General features: G+C 52.8%; 19 protein-coding genes. 5 read left to right on the forward strand and 14 right to left on the reverse strand.

Features of this window, described 5'->3' with window-relative positions:
* Positions 1–60: 60 nt before the first annotated feature.
* The 7 genes from ACO0LG_RS05485 to ACO0LG_RS05515 form a co-directional block, all read right to left on the reverse strand.
* Complete coding sequence (locus ACO0LG_RS05485) at positions 61–3,300, reverse strand: efflux RND transporter permease subunit (RefSeq protein WP_423024090.1); 3,240 nt, start codon at positions 3,298–3,300, stop codon at positions 61–63.
* Positions 3,301–3,302: 2 nt separating this feature from the next.
* Positions 3,303–4,487 carry an efflux RND transporter periplasmic adaptor subunit gene (locus ACO0LG_RS05490; protein ID WP_423024092.1) on the reverse strand — a complete coding sequence of 395 codons (1,185 nt, stop codon included), beginning with the start codon at positions 4,485–4,487 and terminating at the stop codon, positions 3,303–3,305.
* 185 nt (positions 4,488–4,672) lie between these two features.
* Entirely contained in the window at positions 4,673–5,488 is an 816-nt protein-coding gene (locus ACO0LG_RS05495) for a LytR/AlgR family response regulator transcription factor (RefSeq protein WP_423024094.1), read from the reverse strand.
* On the reverse strand, positions 5,485–6,651 hold the full coding sequence (locus ACO0LG_RS05500; RefSeq protein WP_423024096.1) for a sensor histidine kinase: 1,167 nt from the start codon (positions 6,649–6,651) through the stop codon (positions 5,485–5,487). The genes ACO0LG_RS05495 and ACO0LG_RS05500 overlap by 4 nt, the downstream gene beginning before the upstream one ends.
* A 110-nt stretch (positions 6,652–6,761) precedes the next feature.
* Positions 6,762–7,715, reverse strand: a complete 954-nt coding sequence (locus tag ACO0LG_RS05505; RefSeq protein ID WP_423024098.1) for a M23 family metallopeptidase — start codon at positions 7,713–7,715, stop codon at positions 6,762–6,764.
* Between the two features lie 11 nt (positions 7,716–7,726).
* Entirely contained in the window at positions 7,727–7,957 is a 231-nt protein-coding gene (locus tag ACO0LG_RS05510; RefSeq protein ID WP_423024100.1) for a hypothetical protein, read from the reverse strand.
* Positions 7,954–8,448, reverse strand: coding sequence for a low molecular weight protein-tyrosine-phosphatase (locus tag ACO0LG_RS05515; protein ID WP_423024102.1), 495 nt, complete (start codon positions 8,446–8,448; stop codon positions 7,954–7,956). Before ACO0LG_RS05515 ends, ACO0LG_RS05510 begins: the two co-directional genes overlap by 4 nt.
* Before the next feature lie 181 nt (positions 8,449–8,629).
* Here ACO0LG_RS05515 and ACO0LG_RS05520 point away from each other — a divergent pair, with 181 nt between their 5' ends.
* Positions 8,630–9,178 carry a GNAT family N-acetyltransferase gene (locus ACO0LG_RS05520; RefSeq protein ID WP_423024104.1) on the forward strand — a complete coding sequence of 183 codons (549 nt, stop codon included), beginning with the start codon at positions 8,630–8,632 and terminating at the stop codon, positions 9,176–9,178.
* Here ACO0LG_RS05520 and ACO0LG_RS05525 read toward each other — a convergent pair.
* Positions 9,175–9,444 carry a hypothetical protein gene (locus ACO0LG_RS05525; protein ID WP_423024106.1) on the reverse strand — a complete coding sequence of 90 codons (270 nt, stop codon included), beginning with the start codon at positions 9,442–9,444 and terminating at the stop codon, positions 9,175–9,177. The two genes, ACO0LG_RS05520 and ACO0LG_RS05525, sit on opposite strands and share 4 nt — an antisense overlap.
* A 41-nt stretch (positions 9,445–9,485) precedes the next feature.
* Here ACO0LG_RS05525 and ACO0LG_RS05530 point away from each other — a divergent pair, with 41 nt between their 5' ends.
* Positions 9,486–10,994, forward strand: coding sequence for a tetratricopeptide repeat protein (locus ACO0LG_RS05530; protein WP_423024108.1), 1,509 nt, complete (start codon positions 9,486–9,488; stop codon positions 10,992–10,994).
* Here the strand turns inward: ACO0LG_RS05530 and ACO0LG_RS05535 are convergent.
* The 3 genes from ACO0LG_RS05535 to ACO0LG_RS05545 form a co-directional block, all read right to left on the reverse strand.
* Positions 10,991–11,383: an MAPEG family protein gene (locus tag ACO0LG_RS05535; protein WP_423024110.1), complete on the reverse strand. Its 393-nt coding sequence runs from the start codon at positions 11,381–11,383 to the stop codon at positions 10,991–10,993. The genes ACO0LG_RS05530 and ACO0LG_RS05535 overlap by 4 nt on opposite strands.
* A gap of 99 nt (positions 11,384–11,482) precedes the next feature.
* Positions 11,483–13,663, reverse strand: coding sequence for a molybdopterin cofactor-binding domain-containing protein (locus ACO0LG_RS05540; protein ID WP_423024112.1), 2,181 nt, complete (start codon positions 13,661–13,663; stop codon positions 11,483–11,485).
* A complete protein-coding gene (locus tag ACO0LG_RS05545; RefSeq protein ID WP_423024114.1) occupies positions 13,660–14,145 on the reverse strand; it encodes a (2Fe-2S)-binding protein in 486 nt (161 codons plus the stop codon). Before ACO0LG_RS05545 ends, ACO0LG_RS05540 begins: the two co-directional genes overlap by 4 nt.
* A gap of 153 nt (positions 14,146–14,298) precedes the next feature.
* Here ACO0LG_RS05545 and ACO0LG_RS05550 point away from each other — a divergent pair, with 153 nt between their 5' ends.
* Complete coding sequence (locus tag ACO0LG_RS05550; protein WP_423024116.1) at positions 14,299–15,489, forward strand: sensor histidine kinase; 1,191 nt, start codon at positions 14,299–14,301, stop codon at positions 15,487–15,489.
* On the forward strand, positions 15,486–16,292 hold the full coding sequence (locus tag ACO0LG_RS05555; protein ID WP_423024118.1) for a LytR/AlgR family response regulator transcription factor: 807 nt from the start codon (positions 15,486–15,488) through the stop codon (positions 16,290–16,292). The genes ACO0LG_RS05550 and ACO0LG_RS05555 overlap by 4 nt, the downstream gene beginning before the upstream one ends.
* A gap of 178 nt (positions 16,293–16,470) precedes the next feature.
* Here the strand turns inward: ACO0LG_RS05555 and ACO0LG_RS05560 are convergent, their stop codons facing one another.
* Together ACO0LG_RS05560 and ACO0LG_RS05565 are read right to left on the reverse strand one after the other, a co-directional pair.
* Positions 16,471–18,546, reverse strand: a complete 2,076-nt coding sequence (locus ACO0LG_RS05560) for a M13 family metallopeptidase (RefSeq protein ID WP_423024120.1) — start codon at positions 18,544–18,546, stop codon at positions 16,471–16,473.
* A gap of 106 nt (positions 18,547–18,652) precedes the next feature.
* Entirely contained in the window at positions 18,653–20,272 is a 1,620-nt protein-coding gene (locus tag ACO0LG_RS05565; protein ID WP_423024122.1) for a M28 family peptidase, read from the reverse strand.
* Between the two features lie 109 nt (positions 20,273–20,381).
* Between ACO0LG_RS05565 and ACO0LG_RS05570 the strand changes: the two genes are divergently transcribed.
* Positions 20,382–20,933, forward strand: coding sequence for a hypothetical protein (locus tag ACO0LG_RS05570; RefSeq protein ID WP_423024124.1), 552 nt, complete (start codon positions 20,382–20,384; stop codon positions 20,931–20,933).
* A gap of 69 nt (positions 20,934–21,002) precedes the next feature.
* Here ACO0LG_RS05570 and ACO0LG_RS05575 read toward each other — a convergent pair whose 3' ends face one another.
* Positions 21,003–25,763, reverse strand: a complete 4,761-nt coding sequence (locus ACO0LG_RS05575) for an NAD-glutamate dehydrogenase (protein WP_423024126.1) — start codon at positions 25,761–25,763, stop codon at positions 21,003–21,005.
* Positions 25,764–25,904: the final 141 nt, after the last annotated feature.

Raw genomic sequence — 25,904 nt, forward strand, 5'->3', positions numbered from 1 at the left:
CAAGAGGGAAGCGTTTCTACTACCATTCTTTACTCTTTCAGATTTCTCTGAAAACAGGCATCAGACATTTTCTGCCTTGATGTTCAATGCTGTATTCGATCTACGGTTTCGACCCGTGATGAGGCCAAAAAGTTTCATCAACATGCGATAAATAAAACGTATGAGCAGCAAGGTGAATACCGCTTCCAGCATGGTCATGCAAAAGGCGATCAAAGGATTGCGGACTTCCATGCGCCTGCGCATTTTTGTCATCATGCGGTCACGCGATATTTCTATGCTGTCATAGAAAGTAGGCACGACCAGCAAGGTCAAAATTGTCGAAGTGATGGTGCCACCGATAATCGCAATTGCCAGCGGACGGTAAAACTCACCACCTTCGCCCAGACCGAGCGCCACTGGCAACATACCTGCGATCAGCGCAAAGGTGGTCATCAGGATAGGGCGCAAACGCACACGGCCTGCATACATGAGTGCATCTTCACGGTCATAGCCTTCTGACTCGCGTTTGCGTGCCGCATCAAGCAAGAGAATCGCATTTTTTGCCACCAGGCCCATGAGCATGATGATACCGATAAAGCTCATCAAATTCAGGGTGCTGCTTGTTACCAGCAAAGACAGGACGACACCTATCAGCGAAAGCGGCAATGACAGCATGACGCCCAGCGGTGCCGTGAAGGAGCCGAACTGTATCACCAGTATCAGATACATCAACCCTATGCCGGACAACAAGGCGATCAGCATGGCGCCAAATACTTCTTGCTGATCCTGGCCCGAACCACCAAGTGATAAGCCATAGCCAGGTGGATAATCAAAAGACTTGGCCAGCTTCATGGCGTCATCAATCACTTCACCATTAGAGCGGCCCTGGGCATTGGCAGACACGGTAATCGTGCGTTTGCCATTGGCATGTTCGATACCCGATGGGCCCTTGCCCATGGTAATGGTGGCAATCTGGTCGAGCGGCACCATTTGGTTAGTGCCCGATACTGCGATAGGCAGGCGTTCTATATTTTCCTTGCTGACACGATCATCAGGATGCAGGCGCACAGCCACATCGCGGGTTTCACCAGTCGGATCGACCCAGTCACCCACCTCGATGCCGGCAAAGGCAACGCGCAAGGCTTGCGCAGCATCGTTGGAAGAAATGCCCATGGAATTAGCGAGGCCACGGTTCAGTTCTATCTTCAATTCTTTTTTTGGATCCTGCTCAGACAAGCCAACGTCAACCGCTCCTGGTACCTGGCGCAATTTATCCATGTAAGCACTGGTAATTTCCAGCAGCTTGCGCGAATCGGGGCCGGTAAATTCTATCTGTACTGGCTTTTGTGCGCCATTGTTAAGATCATCCAGCACCACATATTCTGCACCCACCAGGACACGTACTTTTTCGCGCAGTTCAGCCGCAATTTCCTTGGCACCACGTTTGCGTTCTGTACGTTTGCCGATATCGACATAGATGCGGCCACCGGCAGGCGTGATATTGCTATTGGTCTCTTTGGTCTCTGGCAGAGTACGCGCTATTTCTGCTGCCCTTTCCATTTTCAGACGTGCATATTCCAGTGAAGATGAAGCGGGAGTGCGCACGGTAATCATCAGGTTGCCAGAGTCAGAAGCCGGCAGGAAACTGGTACCGCCCCATTTGACCTGCACACCCAGTGCAATAACCAGGCTGACCAGGGCAATCGCGCCCATGGAACGGCGGTGGTGCAGAGCCCAGGCAATCACATTGCTGTAACGGTCAGACTGATGGTCAAACCAGTCATTGAAACGCGCCAGGACTTTACTGATACCTTTCTTAGGTGCAGTGTGATGATCTGGTGGGTCGCCCCAGTATGCCGACAACATAGGATCAAGTGTGAACGAGATACCCAGGCTGACCAGTACCGAGCAAGCTACGGTTAAAGCAAATGGGCGGAACCATTCACCCGGCATGCCAGGCATGAAGGCAACGGGAATAAACACGGCAATGATGGAGAAAGTGGTTGCAGCCACGGCCAAACCGATTTCTGCCGTACCTTCGAGCGCGGCAGTGCGGCGGTCTGAACCATTTTGCATATGACGCACGATATTTTCCCGTACCACGATCGCATCATCAATCAATACGCCAATCGCCAGCGACAGGCCGAGCAAGGTCATGAAGTTGAGGGTGAAACCACACAGCCAAACCGCAATGAAAGCAGCAATCACCGAGGTCGGCAAGCTCAAGGCAGTGATCAGCGTAGAGCGCCAGGAGTTCAAGAATGCATACACGACAAAGATAGTCAGGCCAGCACCAAGTACCAGAGATTCGATCACATTATTGAGGCTGCGTTGTGCATCTTTACCACCATCACGGGTGATTTCAAGCTTGGTACCTGGTTGTGTCTTTTCAAGATCCTTGTTGATTTCATCTACTTTTTCACTGATGGCCTTGGCGACGCTAACAGTACTCGCGTCACGCGCACGGGTGACAAAGATACCGACATTCGGTTTGCCACTGCGTATGCTGAGACCATCTTTATCAGCGAAACTGTCTTCTATGGTGGCCACCTGTGACAGACGGACAATCTGGTCACCTGTGCGTTTGACGACGATGCCCTGAAATTCTTCTGGCGACTCTATGCGACCTACAAGACGTATGCTTTCTTCATCCAGATTGCCACGTATTTTGCCTACTGGCGCATTGGTATTCTGGTTGCGCAAGGCATTGACGACTTCACCGACCGAGACATTGAATTCACGCAGCTTTTCTGCACGCAACAGTACAGATAATTCACGCTTCAATGAACCGCTGACTTCTACCGTTGCCACGCCGCTGATGCTGCGCAATTTGTCAGCCAGCGTATCTTCAGCAAGGCGTGAAATCTCGGCATGACTCTGCTTGTCTGACGACAGGGCCATGTTGACGATAGGCTGTGAACCCGGGTCCCAGCGGCGTATCATGGGTTCGCGCATTTCTGTCGGCATTTTATAACGCAGACCAGAGATGACATTGCGGACTTCATCCGAAGCTTCGATCATGTTTTTCTTGAAGCTGAAACGCATGTCAAAGCGGCCATTGTTTTCAGATGCTGTGGCCCAGACTTCTTCTACACCGGATACCGCTTGCAGGGATTTTTCCAGACGGTTGATGACTTCGCGCTCTACTGTATCCGGTGAAGCACCAGGATAGGCAATCACGACTGACAAGCCGGGCACTTCGACGTCAGGGTTCTGGTTCACCCGCAGTTTGCTGAGAGCCAGCAAACCCAGAGCCATGAGGGCAATGATCAGGACAATGGTCGCCGTCGGCTTCTTGATACTGAAATCAGATAAGAACATGATTATTTCCCTTGTGCTGGGGTCGCGTCAGCCACTGCCACTTTGGGCGCTGCCAATTCTATGTTCTGGCCATCCTTGAAACTGGAGCTGGGGCTGCGCATGACAACATCGCCTGCAGCGAGGCCACTGCGGACTTCATAATTGCCGGTGCGCTGGTCGCGCTTGCCAATTTGCAGATCCACCTTGCTGAGGGTCTTACCTGCAACCTTCCAGGCATACGCCTTATCGCCAGATTTGATGACAGCAGCCTCAGGCAGCATCAGGGCATTGACGGTCGCTGCTTCTATATTGCCTTCGGCATACAGACCAGACACACTGGGTTGCTTGCTGTCAGCAAAGGCCACCAGCACTTCAACCTGACGGGTAACATCGTTCGCTGCCGGATCAACCCGGGTGACTTTGCCACGGAATTCTTGCCCGGCATAACCGTTGATACGGAAACCTACAGGTTGGCCAACCTTGACCATGGCGATCTTGTCCGTCGACACGCGGCCAGCAAAGCGCATGCTGGTCGGGTCGATAACCTTGACCAGTTCCTTGCCTATGGCGGCGGTATCACCAGCCGATACTTTGCGCTCGCTGACGACACCATCAAACGGTGCACGCACAATAGTCCGCTGCAATTGCTGACGGGCAACAACGGCGCGCGCTTTGGACGCTGACAATTCACTCTGGGCGGTATTGCGGCGTACTTCAGCATCATCCAGGGCTTGCAAAGAAGTCATGCCTGATGCACGCAGGGTTTTCAAGCGTTGCAGGGCACGGTCAGACTGATCCAGTGCCATTGCGGCGCTACGGGCATTGTCTTCAGCCGAATTGAGGTTGTCGCGGATGGAGGTTTCGTCCATCTTGACGAGGATATCGCCACGTTTGACGACATCGCCATTTTCTTTCAGCACTTGCAAGACTACCGCACTGACCTCGGCACGCAGATCTGCCTTGCGTTCTGGTTGTATGGAGCCTGTCACTACCGGGCCAGATGCCATGGCATTGCTTTGCACCGTCATCACGTCTTCTGGTGCAATCACCAGCTTGACAGGGGCTTTGTCTTTCTTGTCTTTGGCATCACTCTTGTCTGCTGTTGCGCTGGCACTGGCGCTTGCATTGGCTTTTTCTGCAGCTTTGTCTTTGCTGCAAGCTGCCAGCGCTGAGGCAATGGCAAGAACAAGTAAAGTTTTACGTAACATGATGGTCCCTGTCGCTATTAATGTGGGGAAATTGGATGAGAGAGTATTCCCTGTAGTCCTGTCCAGTTCAATCGCCTTGGTTTTGAAGTGCACTTTTTTATGGATGAAATGCTTATTTGGCGTACTGAAATGCAAACAGACTTGCTTGAATTACAGGAAATCAGACCCAAGGGAGCGGGATAAGTTCAGGAGTGTGCTGAAATTTGGGGCAGGGCTGGCTCCAGCATGAGCTGGCGCAGGGTATCGATATAATTCTTGCTGACGGCGACTTCGTCACCGCTACGCAATGTCAGTTGATAGCCACCGTTGCCCATTACCCGCAAATGGACGGGCTGATCTGTCCTGACGATGGCACCGCGGTGTACCCGGATGAACTGGCGGGGGTCGAGATATTCTTCCAGCTTGCTTAAAGCCACTCTGTGCAAGACTACATGCTGGCCCAGGTGCAGTTCTACATAATTACCGGCTGCCCCTATCCAGTGCACATCAGCGAGCCGTATGCATTCCATCTCGCCAACAGACCTGACCGTGACTTGCTGCAGATAAACGGGCTGCAGTTCATCAGGTTTATGCTGGCTGGAAACCAGGCAGGCTGCCAAAGCCTGAGCATATGCAGGCTGCTGGGTCAGACTCAGCATTTCCCTGGCACGCTCCAGGGTTTTGGCAAATCTGTCCTGGCTAAATGGCTTGAGCAGGTAATCCAGTGCATGCAGATCAAAGGCGTCTATCGCATGGGCATTATAAGCAGTCACAAAGATGATCAGTGGCGGCCTTGACTGTGCGGCCAGGCTGCGGGCCAGTTCCAGACCTGATTCCCTGGGCATTTGTATATCGAGAAACACCACATCGACCCTATTTTGCGCGATGAATTCACGCGCAGCGGCCGCGTTTTTAAGCGCGGACAGTACCTGCCATTCTGGGTATTTTCCCAGGGAATAACCCAGGGTGATGCGTGCATGCTCTTCATCATCGACAATGATGCTGCGGATCGCCATATTCATACCAGCCCGCCAGCAATGTTAACAGGCAGGCTGATCGTGACCTGGAAACGGCCTGTCCAAATCCCTGTTTGCAAGGAAGCGGCATCACCATAGGTCAGTTGCAGGCGCGCCAAGGTATTGCGCAAACCCAGACCAACACCAGGGTTGGCAGCAGCCTCTGTATGCACGGGATTACTGATGCGTATCAGCAAATTTCCCTCCCGGCATTCAAAGCTGCACAAGATGTCACTGGCTTCTTCATGGCAATCGAGATCATGTCTGAGTGCATTTTCTATCAGGGGTTGCAGTAACAAAGGCGGACAATCACAGGTCAGTACTTGTTCATTCGCCCCCTCTATAACGACATGGAGGCGCTGGCCATAGCGCAGGCCCTGCAAGGCCAGATAGTCCTGCACAAAGGCCAGTTCTTCGGCAAACCTGACCCAGTTTTTATCGCCCGCAGCCAGTGCATAACGTAAGAGTTCACTGAGGCCCTGTATGCCATTCAGGGCAACATCCTTGTTGTCAGAAATCACCAGGGCGCTGATGGCATTCAAGGCATTGAACATGAAATGCGGTTCAAGCTGCGCCCGCAAGGCCAGGGACTTTTGCTGCTCCAGCTCCAGCCGCAAGGCCAGGCTATCTTCTCTTTCCTGCACCCAGGCGCGGTTTCTTTGCTGGCTTTGCTGCCAGACCTTGATCGCGACCACGGCAAAATACACCGCGCTGATGGATGACAGCCGCAGGAGGGCGGCCAGCTTGTCAAAAACCTGTAACTCGGCCTGTATCTGCCCCCAGTTCACATCATGAGGGCCATCGAGAGTAAACAACTTGCCTACATACAGTAACTGTCCCGGCAAGACCACCAGCAGCAGCAGGCCATAAGCCATGGCGATATGCCGGGCACTGCCATACAGCCAGGGCCAGCGTCTGAAACAATACATCAGGATATAGCCGAGTACGGCCAGCGCTATCGCGCTCCTGCCCCAGCTTTGCAGGATCAGCCAGAAATCGCCCTGATTACCTTCGCGCAAATCATCATTGAGCGAAGTCAGCGCACCGATCAGGCTCAGCGCGCTCCAGAGGACTATATTGAGCAGCAATACCTTGCCTGCAGCCTGCCAGGTCTGTGGCGCAGGTGGTGGCAATGCATTTGTAGAAGTATGAAGGCTGCTGGTATCCATGTCTTGCAGTATAGCAGCGCGATCAGATGGGAATTTCCTGCCAGTGGCTTTCTGTCACTAGAGACATTATTTTCGTCACACTGCCCCGTTCAGGCTAATAATTCGCCTGTTCAGGAACTGGATAAACAGCGTATTGCCAGGTCATTCAGCGCTTTACCGGCAGGCAAACATTCACGCGCCGCTTTCTTCGCTTTAGCCTTGCTGGCATTGAGATTGGGGGTATCCGGTATCAACCAGCTTTGATACCGTGGTGTGAAAATGCCATCATGCGAATTAATGAAGTGAAAGGGCAGCGATATGACGGTGCCATTCTGATTCACCTGTACATGAAAATGCAGGTGTGGTGTCGCTGAATAACCGCTATTGCCGGATAAAGCCAGCACTTGCCCGGGCTCGACACGCATGCCCGGCTGTACGTGGGCAGAGTTTTGCATGAGATGAAAATAATCAGCCCAGCTACCGTCATCATGCAAGATGCGCACATAATTGGCCAGGTCCATATAGGCAGGCTCTGCCCTGCCATCGTCGGCAAACTGGCTGACAACTTCCACCACTTGCCCGGCACGCGCTGCCACGACTATCGTGCCCATGGGCATTTCGATATCAACCGCATAACGGGTAGCAACAGTATGATGGGTAAACTGCGGGCCGTCGGCTGCTTGCAAAACCTGGAAACCCTGAGACGCAACAAAGGGTATCTGGTAACTGATGCTGGCATCATGCCTGGCCCTGGGGTCGCCCTGCACGATATAACTGCGGTAATCCATGGTATAGCCAAATTGCCTGTTGGCGGCGGCGATCTCTACTAGTTCCATGGTCTGGCCACCCGCCATTTGCGCCTGTATCGGCCATGGCTTACTTGAAGTAAGGTTGCTGAAATTGCTGAGTTGCAGCGTCACCGTCACCGGCATGCGGCTGGTATTGGTCGCCATCAAGGTGTTTGAAGACACCCCTTTAACAGTCTCAATTCTTACAGGATCATTGCGTGCCTGTATGGGCTCAGCCAGGCAGAGGGGAGCCACCAGAAAAAATGGCAGCAGGAAAAACAGTCTGCGCGCTGACATGGGTATCCGGCTCAGCGCGCAGCACGCCAGATAGTACGGCCACCGACATTACCCCTCTCAACTTCGCAGGCATCACGCATGCCTTCCAGTACTGTCAATACCACCGACAAAGATGGAACTACATCTGGCCAGCATATCCAGAACTGGAGTATGCCTTCGGCTGTATCGGCACTGTCTGGCCGTCCCTGCAGGTAACTGCGTATGGCATTCCTGGCAAATTCCAGTTCCCTTTCCTGCATCATGCGCCCCTCGTGTCAGCTTCTTGTTGTATGCAAAGTATAAGGCCAGCGCTGGCATCCTCGATATAGTCAAGCACCAGGTCAAAACCGCCTGGCCCGCCATAGTAGGGGTCGGGCACGATCTCGCTGTCACTCTGGCTTGCATAGTCCATCATGAGTTTGAGCTTGTGCTGATGCTGCGGTGGGCAGGCAGCTTTCATGCGTGCCAGGTTGTCCTTGTCCATGGCCAGCAACAGGTCAAAACTTTCAAAATCATCTGCAGTGAGTTTGCGCGCCCTTTGCTGCGACAAGTCTATGCCACGGCGCGCCGCAAATTGTTGCGAGCGGGGGTCAGGTGCCTCACCTATGTGATAGGCATGGGTACCGGCAGAATCTATATGTAAATCCAGCCCTGCTGCCCCGGCGTGGGCGCGGAATACACCCTCGGCACTGGGTGAGCGGCAAATATTGCCCATGCAGACAAACAGGATAGCCTTGGTAGCAGAAGTTTTCATTGCCAGATCAGGGATTTAATATAGGGATTTAATATAGGGATTTAATAAAAAGATAAATTTTTCTATTGCTATTGACATGTTAACACGCTGCCCGGCGCACGCAAAGCCAGATTCCGGGGCAAGAAACACATGTTATTATTTCAGCCCAACGCCAGCCAGAATTCATCTTACATAGACAGTCATGACAGCAAATACCAGCAGCAATACCGCAGACATCCATTTCCGCCCCGCCATTGATGCCGACGCGGACACGATCGCGGCACTGGTGAACAGTGCTTACCGTGGCGACAGCAGCCGCCAGGGCTGGACTACAGAAGCCGATTTATTACAGGGCTCACGCATATTCCCGCCTGAAGTGCGCGAACTGATTGCCAATCCCGATTCTGTGATCCTGCTGTGTTTGCAGGGTGAAGACATCATCGGTTGCGTGAATCTGGAAAAAACTGAAGGCGCAGCCTACCTGGGCATGTTTGTGGTGCGCCCTGTGCTGCAGGGTAATGGCATAGGCAAACACTTTATGCAAACTGCTGAAAAACATGCGCAGGAGTTGTGGGGCATCAGCAAGATATGGATGACCGTCATCAGTGTCAGGAAAGAACTGATTGCTTACTATGAACGCCGAGGCTATGTACGCACAGGTCGTTTCAAACCCTTCCCCTCTGATAATGGCAAGGAACAGATTCTGGTAGAAAACCTGCAATTTGAAGAGATGGAAAAAATCCTGAACTAAGTTTTAGGCTCCTGAGGATAATAAATACTGACGGCGATAGCGATGCAAAAAGCAATGCCTACGCCGTATAGCAGACGTATGTCGCTACCGATGAAGTAGGGATAAAACATCAAGCCCACAGACAGCCATATGACACGTTTGCTGGCTTTTTTTCTGCCATAGTAAAACGCGACCATACCGAGCAAGCCAAAAACAAAGGCGGCAATGAGGTAGGCGCGGGAAGGCAGCAGGCTCCATAACAGCGCCAATAGTTCCTGTTCATCCATAACATTGATCCTTGATAAAGTAATTCAGATAGTACAGGAAAATGAGCACAATAAAGATGAGCAATATGTTGCAACAGGCCGTGGCACTTCATCAGCAAGGCAAGCTGGATGCAGCAGAAGCACTCTACCTGCAGGTTTTACAAAGCCAGCCTGAGCATTTTGATGCCCTGCAACTGTTGGGTGTTATAGCAAAACAACGTGGCGATGCCGTGCTGGCAGTGACACGCCTGCGCGAGGCGATTGCTATCGATGCACAGCAGGCCATTGCGCATGGCAACCTTGGTGCAGCCTTGCAAGACCTGGGACTGCCTGAAGAGGCTTTGCTCAGTTATGACCGAGCGCTGCAATTGAAGCCAGACTATGCGATGGCCTGGAATAACCGTGGCAATACGCTGCGCAGCATAGGCAAGCTGGTAGCGGCCCTGCATAATTATGACAAGGCCCTGCGCCTCAACCCTCGCTATACCGAAGCTTTATTGAACCGCGGTATCGCCCTGCAGGAAATGGAAGAGCATCAACAAGCCTTGCAGGACTTTGATGAAGCGCTGACATTAACACCGCAAGATGCTGCCATCCATTTTGCACGCGCCTTGAGCCTGCAATGTCTGCGTCTGTATGAAGATGCCATCGCTGGATACGAAGATGTCCTGCACTTGCAGTCTGAGCACATACAAGCTCTTTGCAACCTGGGAATCTGTCTGCAAAAAATACAGCAATTCCCCGCTGCTGTGGACAGCTTTGCACAGGCAATAAAAATCAAGCCTGATTATGTCAAGGCGCATCTGCAGTATGGCAATACCCTACGCCAGATGGGGCAAAAGGCTGCTGCCATCACGGCATACCAGACTGCAAGCAGCCACAGTAAAGACGGTACAGAGCTGGCACACATCAATTATGCGCTGGCAGCATTAGGAGTAATGGATACACCCGCAATGTCACCCCCCACCTACATCGCAGATTTGTTTGATCAGTATGCGAGCCATTTTGATGGGCATTTGCTGGAGGTCTTGCATTATCAAATCCCCACTTTGCTCAGCAAGGCAATCAGCAAACATGTGAAAGCCGGGCCCGGCAATTATCTGGACCTGGGTTGCGGTACAGGCTTGTGCGGCGCTTATCTGCGGCCAACAGCCAGCAAACTGACAGGCATAGACTTGTCAGAAAAAATGCTGGGGCAAGCCACAAAGACAGGATGGTACGATGAACTGCACTGTGCAGAAATCAGCGACTGGCTGCAAGGACAAGACCAGGATTTTGACCTCATCATGGCTGCCGATGTATTTGTCTATATCGGCGCACTCGATACCGTATTTGCTGCGGCCAGCCATGTCATGCGTGCTGGTGCAGTGCTGGGATTTTCAGTGGAAGTGACGAATGAAAGCGCAGATTACATCTTGCGCCCATCTCAGCGCTATGCCCATAGCTATGCCTACTTGCAGCGGCTGGCAGATTCACATGGATTTAAAATAGCCGAAGTCAAACAGGAAGTTGCGCGTCAGGACAAGGACGAGGACGTGCCCGCCTATATCCTGGTCATGATAAAAACCTAGGCCATCAGCAAGATGGCAATACTGGTTGCCACGCCCCCTGCCCAAACCAGGGTGCGCAACGTCCCCTGGTTCATCAGGTAGACGATGATGTAAACGATACGGATGGCAATGAACAACACTGCCAGTTGATCTATACGTGTCTGGTCAGCATGTGCTTGCTGTGCAAGAACAACCGCAGCAATAAACAAGGGCAGGGCTTCAAAGCCGTTTTGCTGTGCCGCATTGGCACGTTGCCGCCAGCCACTCAGGCCATTTGCCCATTCCCTGGGATGATCGTTGTCATACCTGCCAGCTTCACGCGGCACTTTTGCCGAGCCCCCCTTGGCCAGACCGACTGCCACTATCGGTAACAGACATGCGGCCAATACGCACCAGTTTGCTATCGTCATTTTTATCTCCTGGAATAGTGTGAATTCAGATGTGAGAATTGCACGATACCAGCAGTTAGAACAAGTAGCAGCAAAAATCTGTTTTGCTTAACTTAACTCCTACACGTCCAGTTTCCACCCCGCCTGTGTCAAAGGCAGTCGTGTGACTGGTTTGCCACTGGCTGCCAGCAAGGCATTGGCAATGGCCGGGCCTATCGATGGCGGGCCTTCTTCACCCACGCCTTCCGGCCTGTCACCTGTACTCATGACCATGACGTCCAGTACTGGTGTCTGTGCCAGTGTGACCAGGCGATAGCTATCAAAATTGCCTTGTTCCACCCGGCCATCCTTGAAACTGATTTCGCCAAACAGGGCAGCAGACAAACCAAACAAGGTCCCACCCATCATCTGCGCCTCGACTGCTTTGGGATTAGCGACAATTCCCGGGTTGATGCCAGCAGTAATTTTTATCAGGCGGAATTGCCCGGGTTTGCTGACCGCAATTTCAACAATATGCGCACTGAACAGGGCGCTATTGCCGTTCATGGCAAAACCACGGTAATGGCCCTTGGGCAAGGGCTTGCTCCAGCCTGCGCGTTCTGCCAGCGCATTCACAAAGGCAAGGGCCTTGGGATTGTGCTGCAACAGACGACGACGGTATTCCAGGCTATCCATGTCCGCCTTGCGTGCTGCCTGTTCCAGTGTATGTTCAAGAAAAAAGCAATTTTGCGAATTGCCTACCGAGCGCCAGTAAGAACAGGGAACGCCAAAATCTACGCGTGTCCAGCGGGTATCGAATAAAGGGAATTTATAAGTGTTGCCGAACCAGCCCATGATATAGGTCCAGTCAAGACCATCCCTGGCCGGGCTATTCGTGACCCGCGTATATTCGAGTAGTGAGGGGCCCGCAGTATCGAGCCGCAAAACCATGGGCAGATAATCTTTATCCAGCGCCAGTTGCACGCGGGCAGCGGTGATGGGGCGGTAATAACCGGCCCGCATATCGTTCTCACGCGACCAGATGGTTTTTACGATGGCACCGGCAGCTTTGGCGATCAAGGCGGCCTCGATAGCAAAATCATGTTCCAGCCTGCGGCCAAAACCACCCCCGACGTGCTGGGTATGTATCTGTACTTGCTCCGGCTGTAAGCCCAGTGCCTTGGCGATGCCATTTTGTGTATCAGTCTGGCTTTGGGTGGAGAGCCAGACTTGTGCACCTGTTGCAGTCACCTCAACGGTGGCATTCAGGGGTTCCATCGCTGCATGCGCCAGGAAGGGGACATCAAAGCTGGTGTCGACCATGCTGCTTGCCTCGTTCATTGCGGTCTCTGCAGCACCTTCTTTTTGTTTTTTTGGACGAGGGAAGAGCTTGCCGTCGCCAGCAGCAACTGCCCTCAGCAAGCTGGTGCGCATCTCTGCGGTGTTGATGCTGGCATGCGCACCATCCTGCCATACAGGCTTGAGCAATTGCACTGCTTTGCGTGCTATCCAGTAACGATCGGCGACCACCGCCACGGCATTCGGCAAATGCACAACCTGGCGCACGCCTTTTATTGCCAGCGCAGGGCTGTCATCCACACTTTGCAAGCTGCTGCCAAAGCGCGGCGCATGCAAAACAGCTGCCATCAGCATGCCTGGTCTTTGCACATCGATGCCAAACACGGCACTGCCATCTACCCGCGCCGGAATGTCGGGACGTTGCACCGATTGCCCCAGCACCTTCCAGTCCTTCGATGATTTGATGACAGGTTTTTCTGGTGGTGTCAGCAGTGCCGCTGCCTTGATCAAGGCAGTATAGTGCAAGCTGCGGCCTGTGGCGGCATGAGCTACTTGCGCATTGCGTGCGATACAGTCTTTCACCTCGACTTGCCATTGCAAGGCTGCCGCTTGTAGCAACATCTGCCTGGCTGCGGCACAGGCCGGTGCTATCGTCGCCATTGCAGAATTAAAACCAGCGCTGCCAAAAGTGGTGATACCGGGTGGCCATTCCCTGTGGAATTTTTTGATGACGGGCGCATGTTCTATGCGCACATTGGCGATAGACATCTCCAGCTCTTCTGCCACAATCTGGGCAATCGCCGCATGGGTGCCCTGCCCCAGATTGGTAACTGTGGTGTATGCAGTCACCACGCCAGTGCTATCCACACTGAGCCAGAAATCGAAAGGAGACACTGCCTTTCCCGTTTCATCCCTCGCAAAAGTATCAAGCATGGGTATTGTGCTGCTGCCCAGTATCCATGCACCGGCCACCAAAGACGATTTAAGAAAATTCCTGCGTGCAGGCGAAGCCAGGGTAGTCATGCCTTTGTCCCTTTCTTACCTGCCAATGGCTTGAGCTTCGCAGCAGCCGTATGTATGGCGGCCCTGACACGCGGATAGGTACCGCAACGGCACAGATTGGTGATGGCAGCATCGATTTGCTTGTCGCTGGGATGCGGTGTGCTCTTCAGCAAGGCGGCAGCCGCCATCAGCATGCCTGACTGGCAATAACCACATTGCGGCACCTGATGCTCTATCCAGGCTTGTTGCAGGACATGGCTGCGGTCGGGTGAGAGGCCTTCTATCGTGGTGATGTTGCGCCCGTTCAGGCCCTCTACCGGCACGAGGCAACTGCGTAGAGCCTGACCATCCAGGTGTACGGTACAGGCGCCGCATAGTCCGGCACCGCAGCCAAACTTGGTGCCGGTCAGGCCCAGGTCTTCGCGCAATATCCATAGCAGTGGAGTATCGCCATCTGTCTGGCATGTACGTACCTGTCCGTTCACGTTCAACTTTACATCCATGTGTTTCCCTTTTCCTTGGCAATTTAAAGCAGAAATTGATTATCTGGCAGCGATAAACTGTCATGACAAAGCTTGTGACGAAACCCCGAAGCCATGTCTCTGCTGTCTCCCTGCACAAGCAAATACGTTCATACAGACTGCTATACTGATGCCATGGAAAATGCCCGCCCAGATACTCCCGCCCTGAACCAGGCTCACCCTTTCACGGCAATCAGCTTGCTCAAGCTTTTGCTGAGCAATATCCTGGTATGGACCAGTCTGTGTGCCATTGGTGCACTCGGCAATTATGGTGACCTGATCAAGTACGGAACTACCCAGCGTCGCTTCAGCGAAATACTATGGTTCTGGGTCAGCAGCCATTTGCTGATGATGGTGTTCAGTACCTGCCTCTACCTGATTTTCATGCGGTACGAGCGATTTCTCAGCAAGGCCAAAGGCATAATGCTGGCCTACGCAATCATGCTGCTGGGCTTTCTGCCACTGGAAGTAATGTATATCGCTATCCTTGATCTGCTCAAGGACAAACCCGGCTTTGGCTTACAAGACATAATGACCACGGCCTTCAATATGCGTAACTTTACTGTCTTCCTCGAATATGCCTGGTCCACCGGCACCTTCATTGCCGTGCTGGCCATCTGTACCTGGCGGCAAGCGCGTGTGCGTGAACAAGCCTTGCAGCAATCCATGAACGATGTTTTACATCTCAAACTGGACCTGGAGCAGCAAAGGCTGGATGCCTTGCGCGGACAACTGGAACCGCATTTCATGTTCAATTGCCTTAACGCCATCAGCGCCCTGGTAAGAAGTGATGACAAGCGTATCGCCCTGGCTGGCCTGAACCGCCTGAGTGATTTGCTGCGCTATGCACTTACTGCGAGTAGCAGGGACTGGGTAAGCCTCGAAGATGAGATGTCATTCATACGCGATTATCTGGAATTGCAAAGACTGCGCTACGGTGCGCGCCTGCAGATCAGCATCGCGGGTGAGACAGCCAATGTACTGGCAGGTGACTGCCCACCTTTGCTGCTGCAACCCTTGCTGGAAAATGCCTTGCGCCATGATCTGGACTGTCACGAAGGCAGCAGTGATATCCGTATGCAATTCAAGTTGCAGGGCGAAGAGCTCAGCATCAAAGTCAGTAACACTATCACCGATGGTGCCGCGGTCAACCCCGGTCTGGGGCTGGGTTTGCCACAAACCCGCGCCAGGCTGGAATTGATGTATGCCGGACACGCTAGCATGCACAGTGACCGCATACAAGATGAGGTACAACAACGCTTTGAAGTAGAAATCCGCATGCCGTTGCATATGCCTGAGCGCGCGACAGAGAGTGCGACAGCGTGAACAATATTCGTACACTGATCGTCGATGATGAAGAACCTGGCCGGGCCAACTTGCGCTACGCCTTGCAGGATCATCCCGGCTGGAGCATCGTCGCTGAATGTGCAAATGTGGCTACGGCGCGCGAAGCGCTGAATGCGTATGCGGTCGATGTCATTTTCCTCGATATACAAATGCCCCGCGAAACAGGCCTGATACTGGCGCGTGAACTGAGTACCCAGGCAACACCACCGCTAGTCATTTTTGTCACGGCTTTCAACGCCCATGCAATAGAAGCCTTTGACCTGCATGCACTAGATTATTTGCTGAAACCTTTTGACGATGGGCGTCTGGCGCTATCGCTGGAACGCGCCGCTGCCATGCTCACGCAGCGCCAGCAAGCCAGTTATGCGCAAGCCATGAGCCAGTATGTCAAGGCTGAGGATGAGGCAAAAAAAGAACAGCCAGCTTACTGGCAACAAGTCAGCGTGCGCTCAGTAGGCCGCATAGAGTGTATACAATTGGCGGATGTCTTATGGATAGCAGCGGCAGGAAATTACATGCAATTGCACCTGAATGAGCGTCACATGCGGCGTGCCGTGTTGCACAGGGTTGCGCTAAGCCAGCTCGAAAAGCATCTTGACCCGGCACGCTTCATGCGCGTGCACCGCAGCGCAATCGTGCGCTGTGACCAGCTCAGCCAGCTTGAAGTATTGGGAGATGGCGTCTATCAACTGATCCTCGCCAACCAGGACAAAGTCCCGGTCAGCGAGCGTCATGTTGGAGAAGTAAGGCGGCGCATGCATGATGGTTTGCGACCTGCCTGACATCTTTTTTTCTTAAACCTGTTTACGATCTGTAGCGAGTGTGCGTCAGCGGGGTCAGGGTAGCAAAAACGCAGCACAAAAAGTGGAATGTACTCTAGTACATGAGCATGTTGAGCAGCACATGAGTCCCGCATTAATTACTATAGCGCTCGCGCAGTAAGATCGTAAGCAGGTTTTTTTACCAGACCTTGACCCTGTCCTTCGGTGCCAGATAAAGTTTTTGACCAGGCTGCACGGCAAACGCGTTATACCAGGCATCCAGATTACGCACGGTCAGGACGCGGTATTGTCCAGGCGCGTGTTCATTGGTGATGATGACTGTGCGCAGGGTTTCATCACGCATCTTGCCGCGCCAGCTGCGGGCATAGGCGAGGAAGAATTCCTGTTCATCATCTTTCGTAATCGTCTGGCCTTTTTGCTTCATTGATGCACGATAGGCATCGTAGGCAGCCATCAAACCAGCCAGATCGGCAATGTTTTCACCCAGGGTCTGGGCACCATTCACGGCCAGATCAGGGAAGGCCTTGTATTGATTGAACTGGGCGATCAGGGCTTTGGAAGAAGTCTTGAAATGCGCCAGGTCGGCCTTGCTCCACCAGTTGCGCAATTCGCCTTTAGCATCAAACATGGAACCAGAATTATCAAAGCTGTGGCTGATTTCATGGCCTATGGTTGCTCCAAGAGCGCCGTAATTGGTGGCGTCGCTGGCGGCCAGGTCAAAGTTCGGCGATTGCAAATACGCCGCCGGGAAATTGATGGCGTTTTGCAGCGGCATGTTAACGGCATTCACCAGTTGCGCATTCATGCACCATTCTGTGACATCCACAGGCTGGCCAAATTTTGCCAGGGCGCGGCTGTATTCAAACTCCTGCGAACGCTCGCGGTTGCCATAGGCATCATTTGCATCGACCACCAGGCCAGAATAATCGCGCCATTTATCCGGGTAACCAACACCAACATAGGTCGATTTGATCTTGGCCAGCGCTTCTTGCTTGGTGGCTGGCGTCATCCATTTCAAGGCTTGTACGCGTTCGCCAAAGGCAGCCAGGATATTGCTGACCATGCCATTGATACGGGTTTTGGAATCGGGCGAAAAATTCTCGGCCACATACAATTTACCAACTTCTTCACCGACCGCATTATTGGTTGCTGCCACTGCATATTTCCAGCGCGGCTGAGGTGCTTTGGCACCGCTGAGTGCGCTGTAAAACTTGAAGCGCTGTTCAAAGAAGGCTTGCGGTAATACTGTGGAACGCGTGTTGATGGCATGGAAGCGCAAATAATCCTGCCAGCTTGCCAGCGGCGTTTTCGCCACCAGTGCAGATGAAGCTTTCAATGCAGTGGGATGCCAGATGATGAATTTGCTTTGTCCATCCAGACCTGCTGCCTTGAAGTAGGCTGCCCAGTCCAGGCCAGCAGCTTTTTTGTTAAAGTCCGCCAGGGTCCAGGTGTTGTCGGCCTTTACAACATCCGAAGTGTCTTCGCGATTCGCATGGCCTTTGGCGATCAGTATTTCCAGATCAAAGACGCGCTTGGCGGCTTGCTCGGCATCTGGCACATTTGCCAGCTTGAATGTCGCTGCTATGTGCGCGAGATAGTTTTTCCTGATCTCGGCCATTCTGGGGCTGGCTGACAGATAGTATTCACGGTCAGGCAAACCCAGGCCGCCTTGCAGCAGGTAGGGCATGTATTTCGTATGGTCATGAAAACCTTGCGACACCCACAGGCCAAACAGGTTTTCAGTCAATACATTGGTGGCATTGATAGGGTCAACATCGGCACGCAAATGCTTGCCCAGGTAAGTCGCCAGAGCGGCTTTGTCTTTGAGGTCAGCTATGCTTTGCATCTCGCCTTGCAGCGGTGCAAGACCACGTTTGTTGATAACGTCGGTATTGAGGTAAGAGGTATAAAAATCACCAATCTTGCGCACGGCACTGCCTGCTTCTGCCTTGGTCGCTTGTTCTATGATTTTCAAGACCTTGGCATCAGACTCTTCTTTCAGCACATCAAAAATGCCGACAGCGACTTTATCGTCAGGGATGACAGCAGTTTTTTCCCAGCCGCCGTTGGCATAACGGTTAAAGTCATCACCCGGTGCGACTGAAGCATCCATGCCGCTTTCTTTTGTCGTTACTACGTTTTTGGGGACAGGAGCATCAGCAGCATGTGCCATGCCTTGCATCAAAGGCAGGGCAAGCATGACATGCAGGCAGACGCTGGCGATAGGCTTTAATTTAAATGTTGTCTGGTTCATTATTTTCTTTCTTGTGAAATCTTGTAGAGATTTTGTCTATCGATAGACAGCATAGGCTTGGAAATCATTTTCCAGGACAAGTTCCACCATCTTCTTTTATTTTTATTTATTTCCTTACTTTCGCAAAAGCATCATTTTCTTTCCAGACAGGCATTTTTGCTGCATTGGCAATTTCCCGGCCCAGGTTCAAGGTGAACTGTGCCTGTTCTGTCATGCCGGACAAATCCCAACTGGCATCATATTCATCGGTAACCTGGTGATAACGCTTGCCATAGCCGCGTGCCTTTTCTTGCGAGGCTTGCGGCTCATTGATGTAGTCACGGCCACTGCCTATGGAAAATGCCGGTACACCCGCCTTGGCAAAACTGAAATGGTCACTGCGAAAATAGCCGCCCGCCACATCCACGCGTGGTGGGGCGACTGTCATGTTCATGCCTTGTGCTACCTTGTTGGCCGTAACAATCAGATCACTACGGTCGGCACCAAAGGCGCTGATATCTCTGGTGCGGCCTACAAAATTGAGCGTATCGAGGTTCAGTGCCGCTGCTGTCTTGTTCAGGGCCCAGAGAGGATGTGCAGCATACCAGGCGCTGCCGAGCAGGCCCTGCTCTTCTGCGGCTACCCATAAGAACATCTGGCTGCGTTTGGCCGGTTGCTGCACGGCTGTTTTTGCCATCGCCAGCAAGGCGGCGGTGCCTGAGCCATTATCGACGGCACCGTTATAAATCTGGTCACCGGCACCGTCTTGTTTGCCGAGGTGATCCCAGTGTGCGCTGTAGATCACGAGTTCATTTTTAAGCTGTGGGTCTGTGCCAGGGACGATGCCTGCGATATTGAATTGCTCCAACTGGCGTATTTGAGATTTTGCCTCACCCTTGAGCCTGGCCTTGATCGCGACTGGCTTGAAGTCCTTGCCTTCAGCAGCCTGACGCAAGGCATTCAAATCCAGGCCTGATGCCGCAAACAGGGTGCTTGCTGCGCCATCGGTAATCCAGCCTTGTATCGCCAGGCCTTTGGCATCTTTATTGGCCACCTGGAATTGCTCACCCATGCCACCGTTTTTCAAGACATCCCAGCCTATGTTTGCAGAGGCATCGGTATGTATCAGCAAAACCCCGGCGGCACCACGGCGCAGGGCTTCTTCCGTCTTGTAGGTCCGGCGTCCATAGTAAGTCAGGGCTTTGCCGCCAAAGCGGTCTGGCTGCTCTGCCGTGGGCTGCGGGTCATTCACCATGACGACCAGTATCTTGCCTTTGCAATCAATACCTTTGAAATCATCCCATTGCTCTTCTGGCGCAGTAATGCCATAACCGACAAACAGCAATTCATGATCAAACTGATGCGAGCTCACGGCATCACCCGTACTCCAGATCCAGTCATTGCCAAAACTCAAATTGAGTGACCTGGCAAGATGTATATTGACCGAGCTTTCCAATGGCAAGGACTTGATACCGTTGATGCTGACCGCCTGCTTGTAGCTCTTGCCGTTAGCGGGCAACAAACCAGCAACAGCAGCCTGGGTGTCGAGATAAGCTACCGTCAGGTCACCGCCACGCTGGCCTGTGCCACGGCCTTCAAACAGGTCGGAAGAAATAAGCGCCAGATGGGCGCGCAAGGCAGCTTCATCTACCTTGCTGGCCTGCATTTGTGCAAAACCATGCGCTGGCAAGCCCAGTGCCAAGGCCAGTAAAGCAGAAGATAAATAATATGTGGAATGTTTTTTCATTATTATTCGAGACCAGATAGAAGAATAAAGCAACCTGTTTAGAGCAAGAAAATCAGAATACGTTCAACATCTGCGCATAAAATTTCGTATAAATTATATAACCCGACCCATGACCGAATTAACAATGTCACTTACATCTACCGCCGTGGTTATCACGCTGAACTGTATCCTGGCGACACAGGTAGATGCCGCCAGTTGCAAGCTGGAAAATATCCCGGTTACCCCGCTCAATCCTGGGCAGTATGAGATATTCCATGCAAAGGCCAAATCCGTGGAATTGCGCTTCAACAGCGATGCCAATGATCCTGAAGTTGATGTTTTCCCTGAACCATCTTTACAAGTCTTGCAACTTGCCAGCAATACCCAGTGCGAAATCAATAGTGGTATCTGGGTCAGGAAAGATATCTACCTGAGCCGGGATGAACAGGTCTTAGTCACCCATGAATATAGTGGCTCCAATGATTTTTTGATGTTTTACAAAACAGCCGGGTGCAGCAAGTTGCATGCACTGGATGTATCTGCCTCCAGATGGAAAATCACTGGGAACACGATAAGCGTGGAGAGCATGGAAAAACAAAAGAAAGGCCAGCAAGCAAAGCAGTATGTGCTGGATGCAAGCTGTAAGCCCGTCGTCAAATCCAACAAATCCAACCAGCAATAACAGCGCATAAAAAACTGGCCTGTTGAAAACAACAGGCCAGTTTCATGAAGCATGACTGCAGACTATGCATCAAGCCAGGTGACGCAACTCGCGCAAGGCTACTGATACTGGTGCCAGGTCCGGCCCCTGTGCGCTGATGGTGGTCAGCAAGGCAGTCAGCCTGTCTATGGCTGGCGCATGCTGTGCATGCCAGTTGCTGACTTCTTCCTGCCGTGACAACAGGCCACGGGTGATCTGGCTGGCGATGGAATACACATCATCTCTCGCGCTGCCGCGTGCCTGGGTCTGCCACAGGGTGTCTGTTGGCAGGCGGTTGATCTGATTGCGCCAGCCGGTCAGGCCCAGTTCATCATCAATACCAAAGTAGGCGCGCGCTGCCAGTTCCAGCGTGCTGCTCGTGCTTTGAGCGAGATCAACCAGGTCAAGTGCCGGGAAGATGTATTCCAGCGCCGTCAGGTTTTGTGCCAGTGTGGCTTCTACCCCGGCTTGCGTCAGGGCCTCAGCTTCTTTTTGCCAACTGGCGTGAGCATTGGCTGGCAGCCAGTCATCAAGTTGCCAGCGCAGCTCGCGTGCGGCTGGCTGGTAACGCTGGATCAGCGTTGGCAGATCAGTGCTTTGCGAGCGTATGCGTAACATCCAGCGCGACGCTCTTTGGGCAATGGCAATCAGCTTGGACAAGAGGTCGAGTTGCAGTTTTGAATCAACCTTATAATCCAGCGCATCAATCTGGTCCCACAACACTTCCAGATCAAATATTTCGCGTGCCAGGGTGAAGGCACGTATCACATCTGCCGCTGTCGCTCCTGCTTCAGAGGCAATGAAGTTGACGAAGGTTGCACCGGCGCGATTCACCACGGTATTGGTGATGAAGGTGGCGATGATTTCGCGTTTCAATGGGTGATTCGAGATCGCTTCAGCAAAACGTTCAGACAAGACTTGCGGGAAATAAGCTTTCAATGCACGGCTGAAGAAAGGATCATCCGGCAGATTGCTGGCGACCAGTTCATCAAATACCGACATCTTGGCATAGGCCAGCACGACCGCACCTTCTGGTGCAGTCAGGCCCTGCTTCAAAGCCTTGCGGTGGAAAATTTCATCATCGCTGGGCAGGTATTCTATGGCGCGGTTCAGGCGGCCCTGTTTTTCCAGCGACTGCATCAGCCTTTGCTGGCCATCGAGTACATACATTGGGCGATGGGTGGCAATATCCAGCGCCTGGCTTTGATAGTAATTATCGGTCAGAACCAGGTGGCCGACTTCATCTGTCATCGAAGCCAGCAAGTCATTACGCTGCTTGAGGGTCAGGTCACCTGCTTCGACGATGCTGCCCAGCAAAATCTTGATATTGACTTCATGATCAGAGCAATCGACACCGGCAGAATTGTCTATCGCATCGGTGTAGATACGACCGCCTTTTTGGGCAAATTCTATACGGCCATTCTGGGTGCAACCGAGGTTACCACCTTCTGCCAGAACCTTGCAGCGCAAATCATTGCCATTGACGCGGAAGGCGTCACCAGCCTTGTCACCGACCTGGGCATGGGTTTCATACTTGGCCTTGACATAAGTGCCTATGCCGCCGTTGTACAGCAAATCTACAGGGGCTTGCAAGATCGCACGCAGCAATTCCACTGGTGCCAGCTCGGCTGTTTCTATGCCCAGCACAGCGCGTGCTTCCGGACTCAGGCTGATGGATTTTGCTGTGCGTGGGAAGACAGCGCCGCCAGCAGAAATCAGGCTTTTGTCGTAATCATCCCAGCTCGAACGCGGCAGATTGAACAGGCGCTGGCGCTCGGCAAATGACGTTGCCACATCAGGTGATGGGTCGATGAAAATATGACGGTGATCAAATGCCGCCACCAGCTTGATATGCTCAGACAGCAGCATGCCATTACCAAACACGTCGCCGGACATGTCACCAATACCGGCCACGGTGAAAGCCGTATCTTGCGTATTCACACTCTGTGAGCGGAAATGGCGCTTGACCGATTCCCATGCGCCGCGGGCAGTGATACCCATTTTCTTGTGGTCGTAACCGACCGAACCGCCCGATGCAAATGCATCACCGAGCCAGAAGCCATAGTCAGCCGAGACGCCATTGGCGATATCGGAGAAGGTCGCCGTGCCCTTGTCAGCCGCGACCACCAGATAAGGATCATCAACATCATGGCGTATCACCAGTTTGGGCGGTACCACCGCACCTTTGACGATATTGTCAGTCAGGTCCAGCAAGCCAGACAGGAAGATTTTGTAGCAAGCCACGCCTTCGGCCTGATAGGCTTCGCGGTCTGTCGCTGGCGGCGCATTCTTGAGGACAAAACCACCTTTGGAACCAACAGGCACGATGACCGTATTTTTGACTTGCTGGGCTTTCACCAGACCCAGGATTTCGGTACGGAAGTCTTCGCGCCTGTCAGACCAGCGCAAGCCACCACGGGCAACCTTGCCACCGCGCAGATGCACACCTTCAACACGCGGAGAATAAACCCAGATTTCAAACAGGGGTTTGGGTTCTGGCACACCCGGCACTTCACGCGGATTGAGCTTGAAGCTCATGTAGGGCTTGAATGCCCCGCTGGCGGTGGTTTGCCACAAATTGGTACGCAGTGTCGCAACGATAGTCGCAATGAACTGGCGCAAGATGCGGTCTTCATCCAGGCTGGCAACATTGCTCATCTGGGTTTCCAACTGCTCGCGTATATGCTTTTGTGCCTGTTCGCGGTCACCGACATAATCAGGCTTGAAGCGGGCACCGAACAGCTCGGCAATCAGTTGCGTGATAGGTGCATTCTTGTTCAGTGCTGCTTCGATATAGTTCTGGCTATAGGCAAAACCAAGTTGTTTGAAATAACGCGAGCAGGCGCGCAAGACGGCGATAGAGCGTGCATCAAGAGTTGTATTCAAGACCAGGCGATTGAGGTCATCACTTTCAACCTCGCCACCCCAAGCCTGTGAGAACAGGTTTTCAAAGCGCACTTTGACTGATGACAAATCTGTGTTGGCAGGCAATTGCAAGCCAAGGTCATGTATCCACAAAGTCTCGGCACCGCTGACGATGGCATACGGATGTTCATCCAGTACCCTGGCCCCCATATGCTCCAGTACAGGCAGGGAATCAGACAAGGCTACCTTGGCAGTATTATAAATCTTGAAGCGCAGATTGCCCGGTCCTGCATCGAGCGGACGGTAAAGTTTGACCATCATCGGCGCACCGGCGTTCAGGCTGGCCAGCATGTCGGCATCTTCTGCACCAACCAGGGCAGAAAAATCTTCACGGTAGGCAGTCGGGAAGGCATTGGCAAAACGGTTTGCCAGGTTCAGGCCATTGCCTTCGCCATGCGAGCGCAGCAACTCTGCCGTGCAATCATCTTCCCAGCGTTGTGCGAGTTTGGCGATGCGGGCTTCCAGCATCGCCAGGTTGACGTTTTGTGGTGCGACATCCTTGGCACGGACCAGATAATGGATGCGTGCCAGTGGGCTGTCGGTCAGCATGGGCGTGAATTCTATCGACTGGCCATTCAGTGCCATCATCAATTCATTGCCTATCTTGATGCGCAGCTCAGTGTTATAGCGGTCACGCGGTACAAACACCTGGGCCGAGGTAAAACGGCCAAAAGGATCGCGGCGCAGGAACAAACGGGTGCGCTGGCGTTCTTGCAGACGCAAAATACCGATCGCATGGTCAGCCAGCGTAGCAGCATCAATCTGGAACAGTTCATCACGCGGATAATCATCGAGAATGGCTTGCAGCGACTTGGCCGCATGGCTCTCAGGCACAACGCCGGAGGTACTCATGACATTCACCACACGCTGGCGTACCAGCGGGATATTGCCTACGGGCTCGGAATAAGCTGTGGATGTATACAAACCCAGGAAGCGCGATTCACCGATGACATTACCCGCATCATCAAAACGCTTGACGGCGATATAGTCCAGCCAGGCTGGCCTGTGTACAGTGGCGCGTGTCATGGCCTTGGTGACCATGACCATTTCTGTCGAATCCATCAAGGCGACTACTTCTGGCGGCAAACGGGTTTCCGGGGTCTTCACCGGGCCACGCAAGATGCCAAGTCCAGAATCGGCAATTGCAACGAGGCTGACATTCTCGCCTTCGCGTTTTAAGTCATAATCGCGTACACCAAGGAAGGTAAAATGGCGGTCTTCCAGCCATGCCAGAAAAGCAATCGCTTCATCACGTTTTTCTGGGGACTGGCTGGATTTCTCACTCGCAGCACGTACTTCGCGTACGCGGGCCAGCATGGGTTGCCAGTCAACTACAGCACCGCGTACATCAGACAAGACACTTTTCAAGTCTTCCACCAGTGCCTGCTGTGCTGCCTGATCGACGATGCGGTCGCATTCAACCAAAATCAGAGATTCAACCGGATCAGTACTGCCAGCAGCTTTTGCCGCAGCCACGGTACTGACCGCAGTCACACTGCCATTCACATCTCGTGCGACGCTCATCAACGGGTGCACTATCCAGTGGGCAGTACGGCCACTGCGGTTGATCGCCATCGTCACTGAATCGACCAGGAAGGGCATATTGTCATTGACGATCTGCACCACAGTATGGTCACTGACAAAACCATCTTCTGCCAGGGTGGGATTGAACACCCTTATCTTGGGCGTGTGCGCAGCGCGCGGTGCATCCAGCAAACGCCAATGGGCATTGGCCTGGGCGAACAGGGTAGCCGGGCCACGGCTGATGATTTCATCCGGGTCAGTGTTTTCAAAGTAGGTGGTAATAAAAGAACCCTGGCGTTCAGATGCCGGGCCGGTGTGCGCTTGCGCATAAGCAATCAGCTCAGCGAAGTGGGAAGAGGTCATACGTTCTCCTACTGTTGGAAGATAACGAGAGATAAAAGTGCAAGTCTGTGCACCATATTGTGCAAGTATCCTCCATTATGCGGATGGAAACAAACGGGATTTCCCTTACGAGCGTACGGAAAATTAATCGCCAGACCACAC

The sequence above is a fragment of the Undibacterium sp. Ji42W genome (assembly GCF_049340405.1).
GTDB lineage: Bacteria > Pseudomonadota > Gammaproteobacteria > Burkholderiales > Burkholderiaceae_D > Undibacterium.

Excerpts from the sequence above, each read along its gene's own strand:
- ACO0LG_RS05485 (WP_423024090.1), bottom strand. The coding sequence starts at position 3,300 with ATGTTCTTATCTGATTTCAGTATCAAGAAGCCGACGGCGACCATTGTC.
- ACO0LG_RS05490 (WP_423024092.1), bottom strand. The coding sequence starts at position 4,487 with ATGTTACGTAAAACTTTACTTGTTCTTGCCATTGCCTCAGCGCTGGCA.
- ACO0LG_RS05495 (WP_423024094.1), bottom strand. The coding sequence starts at position 5,488 with ATGAATATGGCGATCCGCAGCATCATTGTCGATGATGAAGAGCATGCA.
- ACO0LG_RS05500 (WP_423024096.1), bottom strand. The coding sequence starts at position 6,651 with ATGGATACCAGCAGCCTTCATACTTCTACAAATGCATTGCCACCACCT.
- ACO0LG_RS05505 (WP_423024098.1), bottom strand. The coding sequence starts at position 7,715 with ATGTCAGCGCGCAGACTGTTTTTCCTGCTGCCATTTTTTCTGGTGGCT.
- ACO0LG_RS05510 (WP_423024100.1), bottom strand. The coding sequence starts at position 7,957 with ATGATGCAGGAAAGGGAACTGGAATTTGCCAGGAATGCCATACGCAGT.
- ACO0LG_RS05515 (WP_423024102.1), bottom strand. The coding sequence starts at position 8,448 with ATGAAAACTTCTGCTACCAAGGCTATCCTGTTTGTCTGCATGGGCAAT.
- ACO0LG_RS05520 (WP_423024104.1), top strand. The coding sequence starts at position 8,630 with ATGACAGCAAATACCAGCAGCAATACCGCAGACATCCATTTCCGCCCC.
- ACO0LG_RS05525 (WP_423024106.1), bottom strand. The coding sequence starts at position 9,444 with ATGGATGAACAGGAACTATTGGCGCTGTTATGGAGCCTGCTGCCTTCC.
- ACO0LG_RS05530 (WP_423024108.1), top strand. The coding sequence starts at position 9,486 with ATGAGCACAATAAAGATGAGCAATATGTTGCAACAGGCCGTGGCACTT.
- ACO0LG_RS05535 (WP_423024110.1), bottom strand. The coding sequence starts at position 11,383 with ATGACGATAGCAAACTGGTGCGTATTGGCCGCATGTCTGTTACCGATA.
- ACO0LG_RS05540 (WP_423024112.1), bottom strand. The coding sequence starts at position 13,663 with ATGACTACCCTGGCTTCGCCTGCACGCAGGAATTTTCTTAAATCGTCT.
- ACO0LG_RS05545 (WP_423024114.1), bottom strand. The coding sequence starts at position 14,145 with ATGGATGTAAAGTTGAACGTGAACGGACAGGTACGTACATGCCAGACA.
- ACO0LG_RS05550 (WP_423024116.1), top strand. The coding sequence starts at position 14,299 with ATGGAAAATGCCCGCCCAGATACTCCCGCCCTGAACCAGGCTCACCCT.
- ACO0LG_RS05560 (WP_423024120.1), bottom strand. The coding sequence starts at position 18,546 with ATGAACCAGACAACATTTAAATTAAAGCCTATCGCCAGCGTCTGCCTG.
- ACO0LG_RS05565 (WP_423024122.1), bottom strand. The coding sequence starts at position 20,272 with ATGAAAAAACATTCCACATATTATTTATCTTCTGCTTTACTGGCCTTG.
- ACO0LG_RS05570 (WP_423024124.1), top strand. The coding sequence starts at position 20,382 with ATGACCGAATTAACAATGTCACTTACATCTACCGCCGTGGTTATCACG.
- ACO0LG_RS05575 (WP_423024126.1), bottom strand. The coding sequence starts at position 25,763 with ATGACCTCTTCCCACTTCGCTGAGCTGATTGCTTATGCGCAAGCGCAC.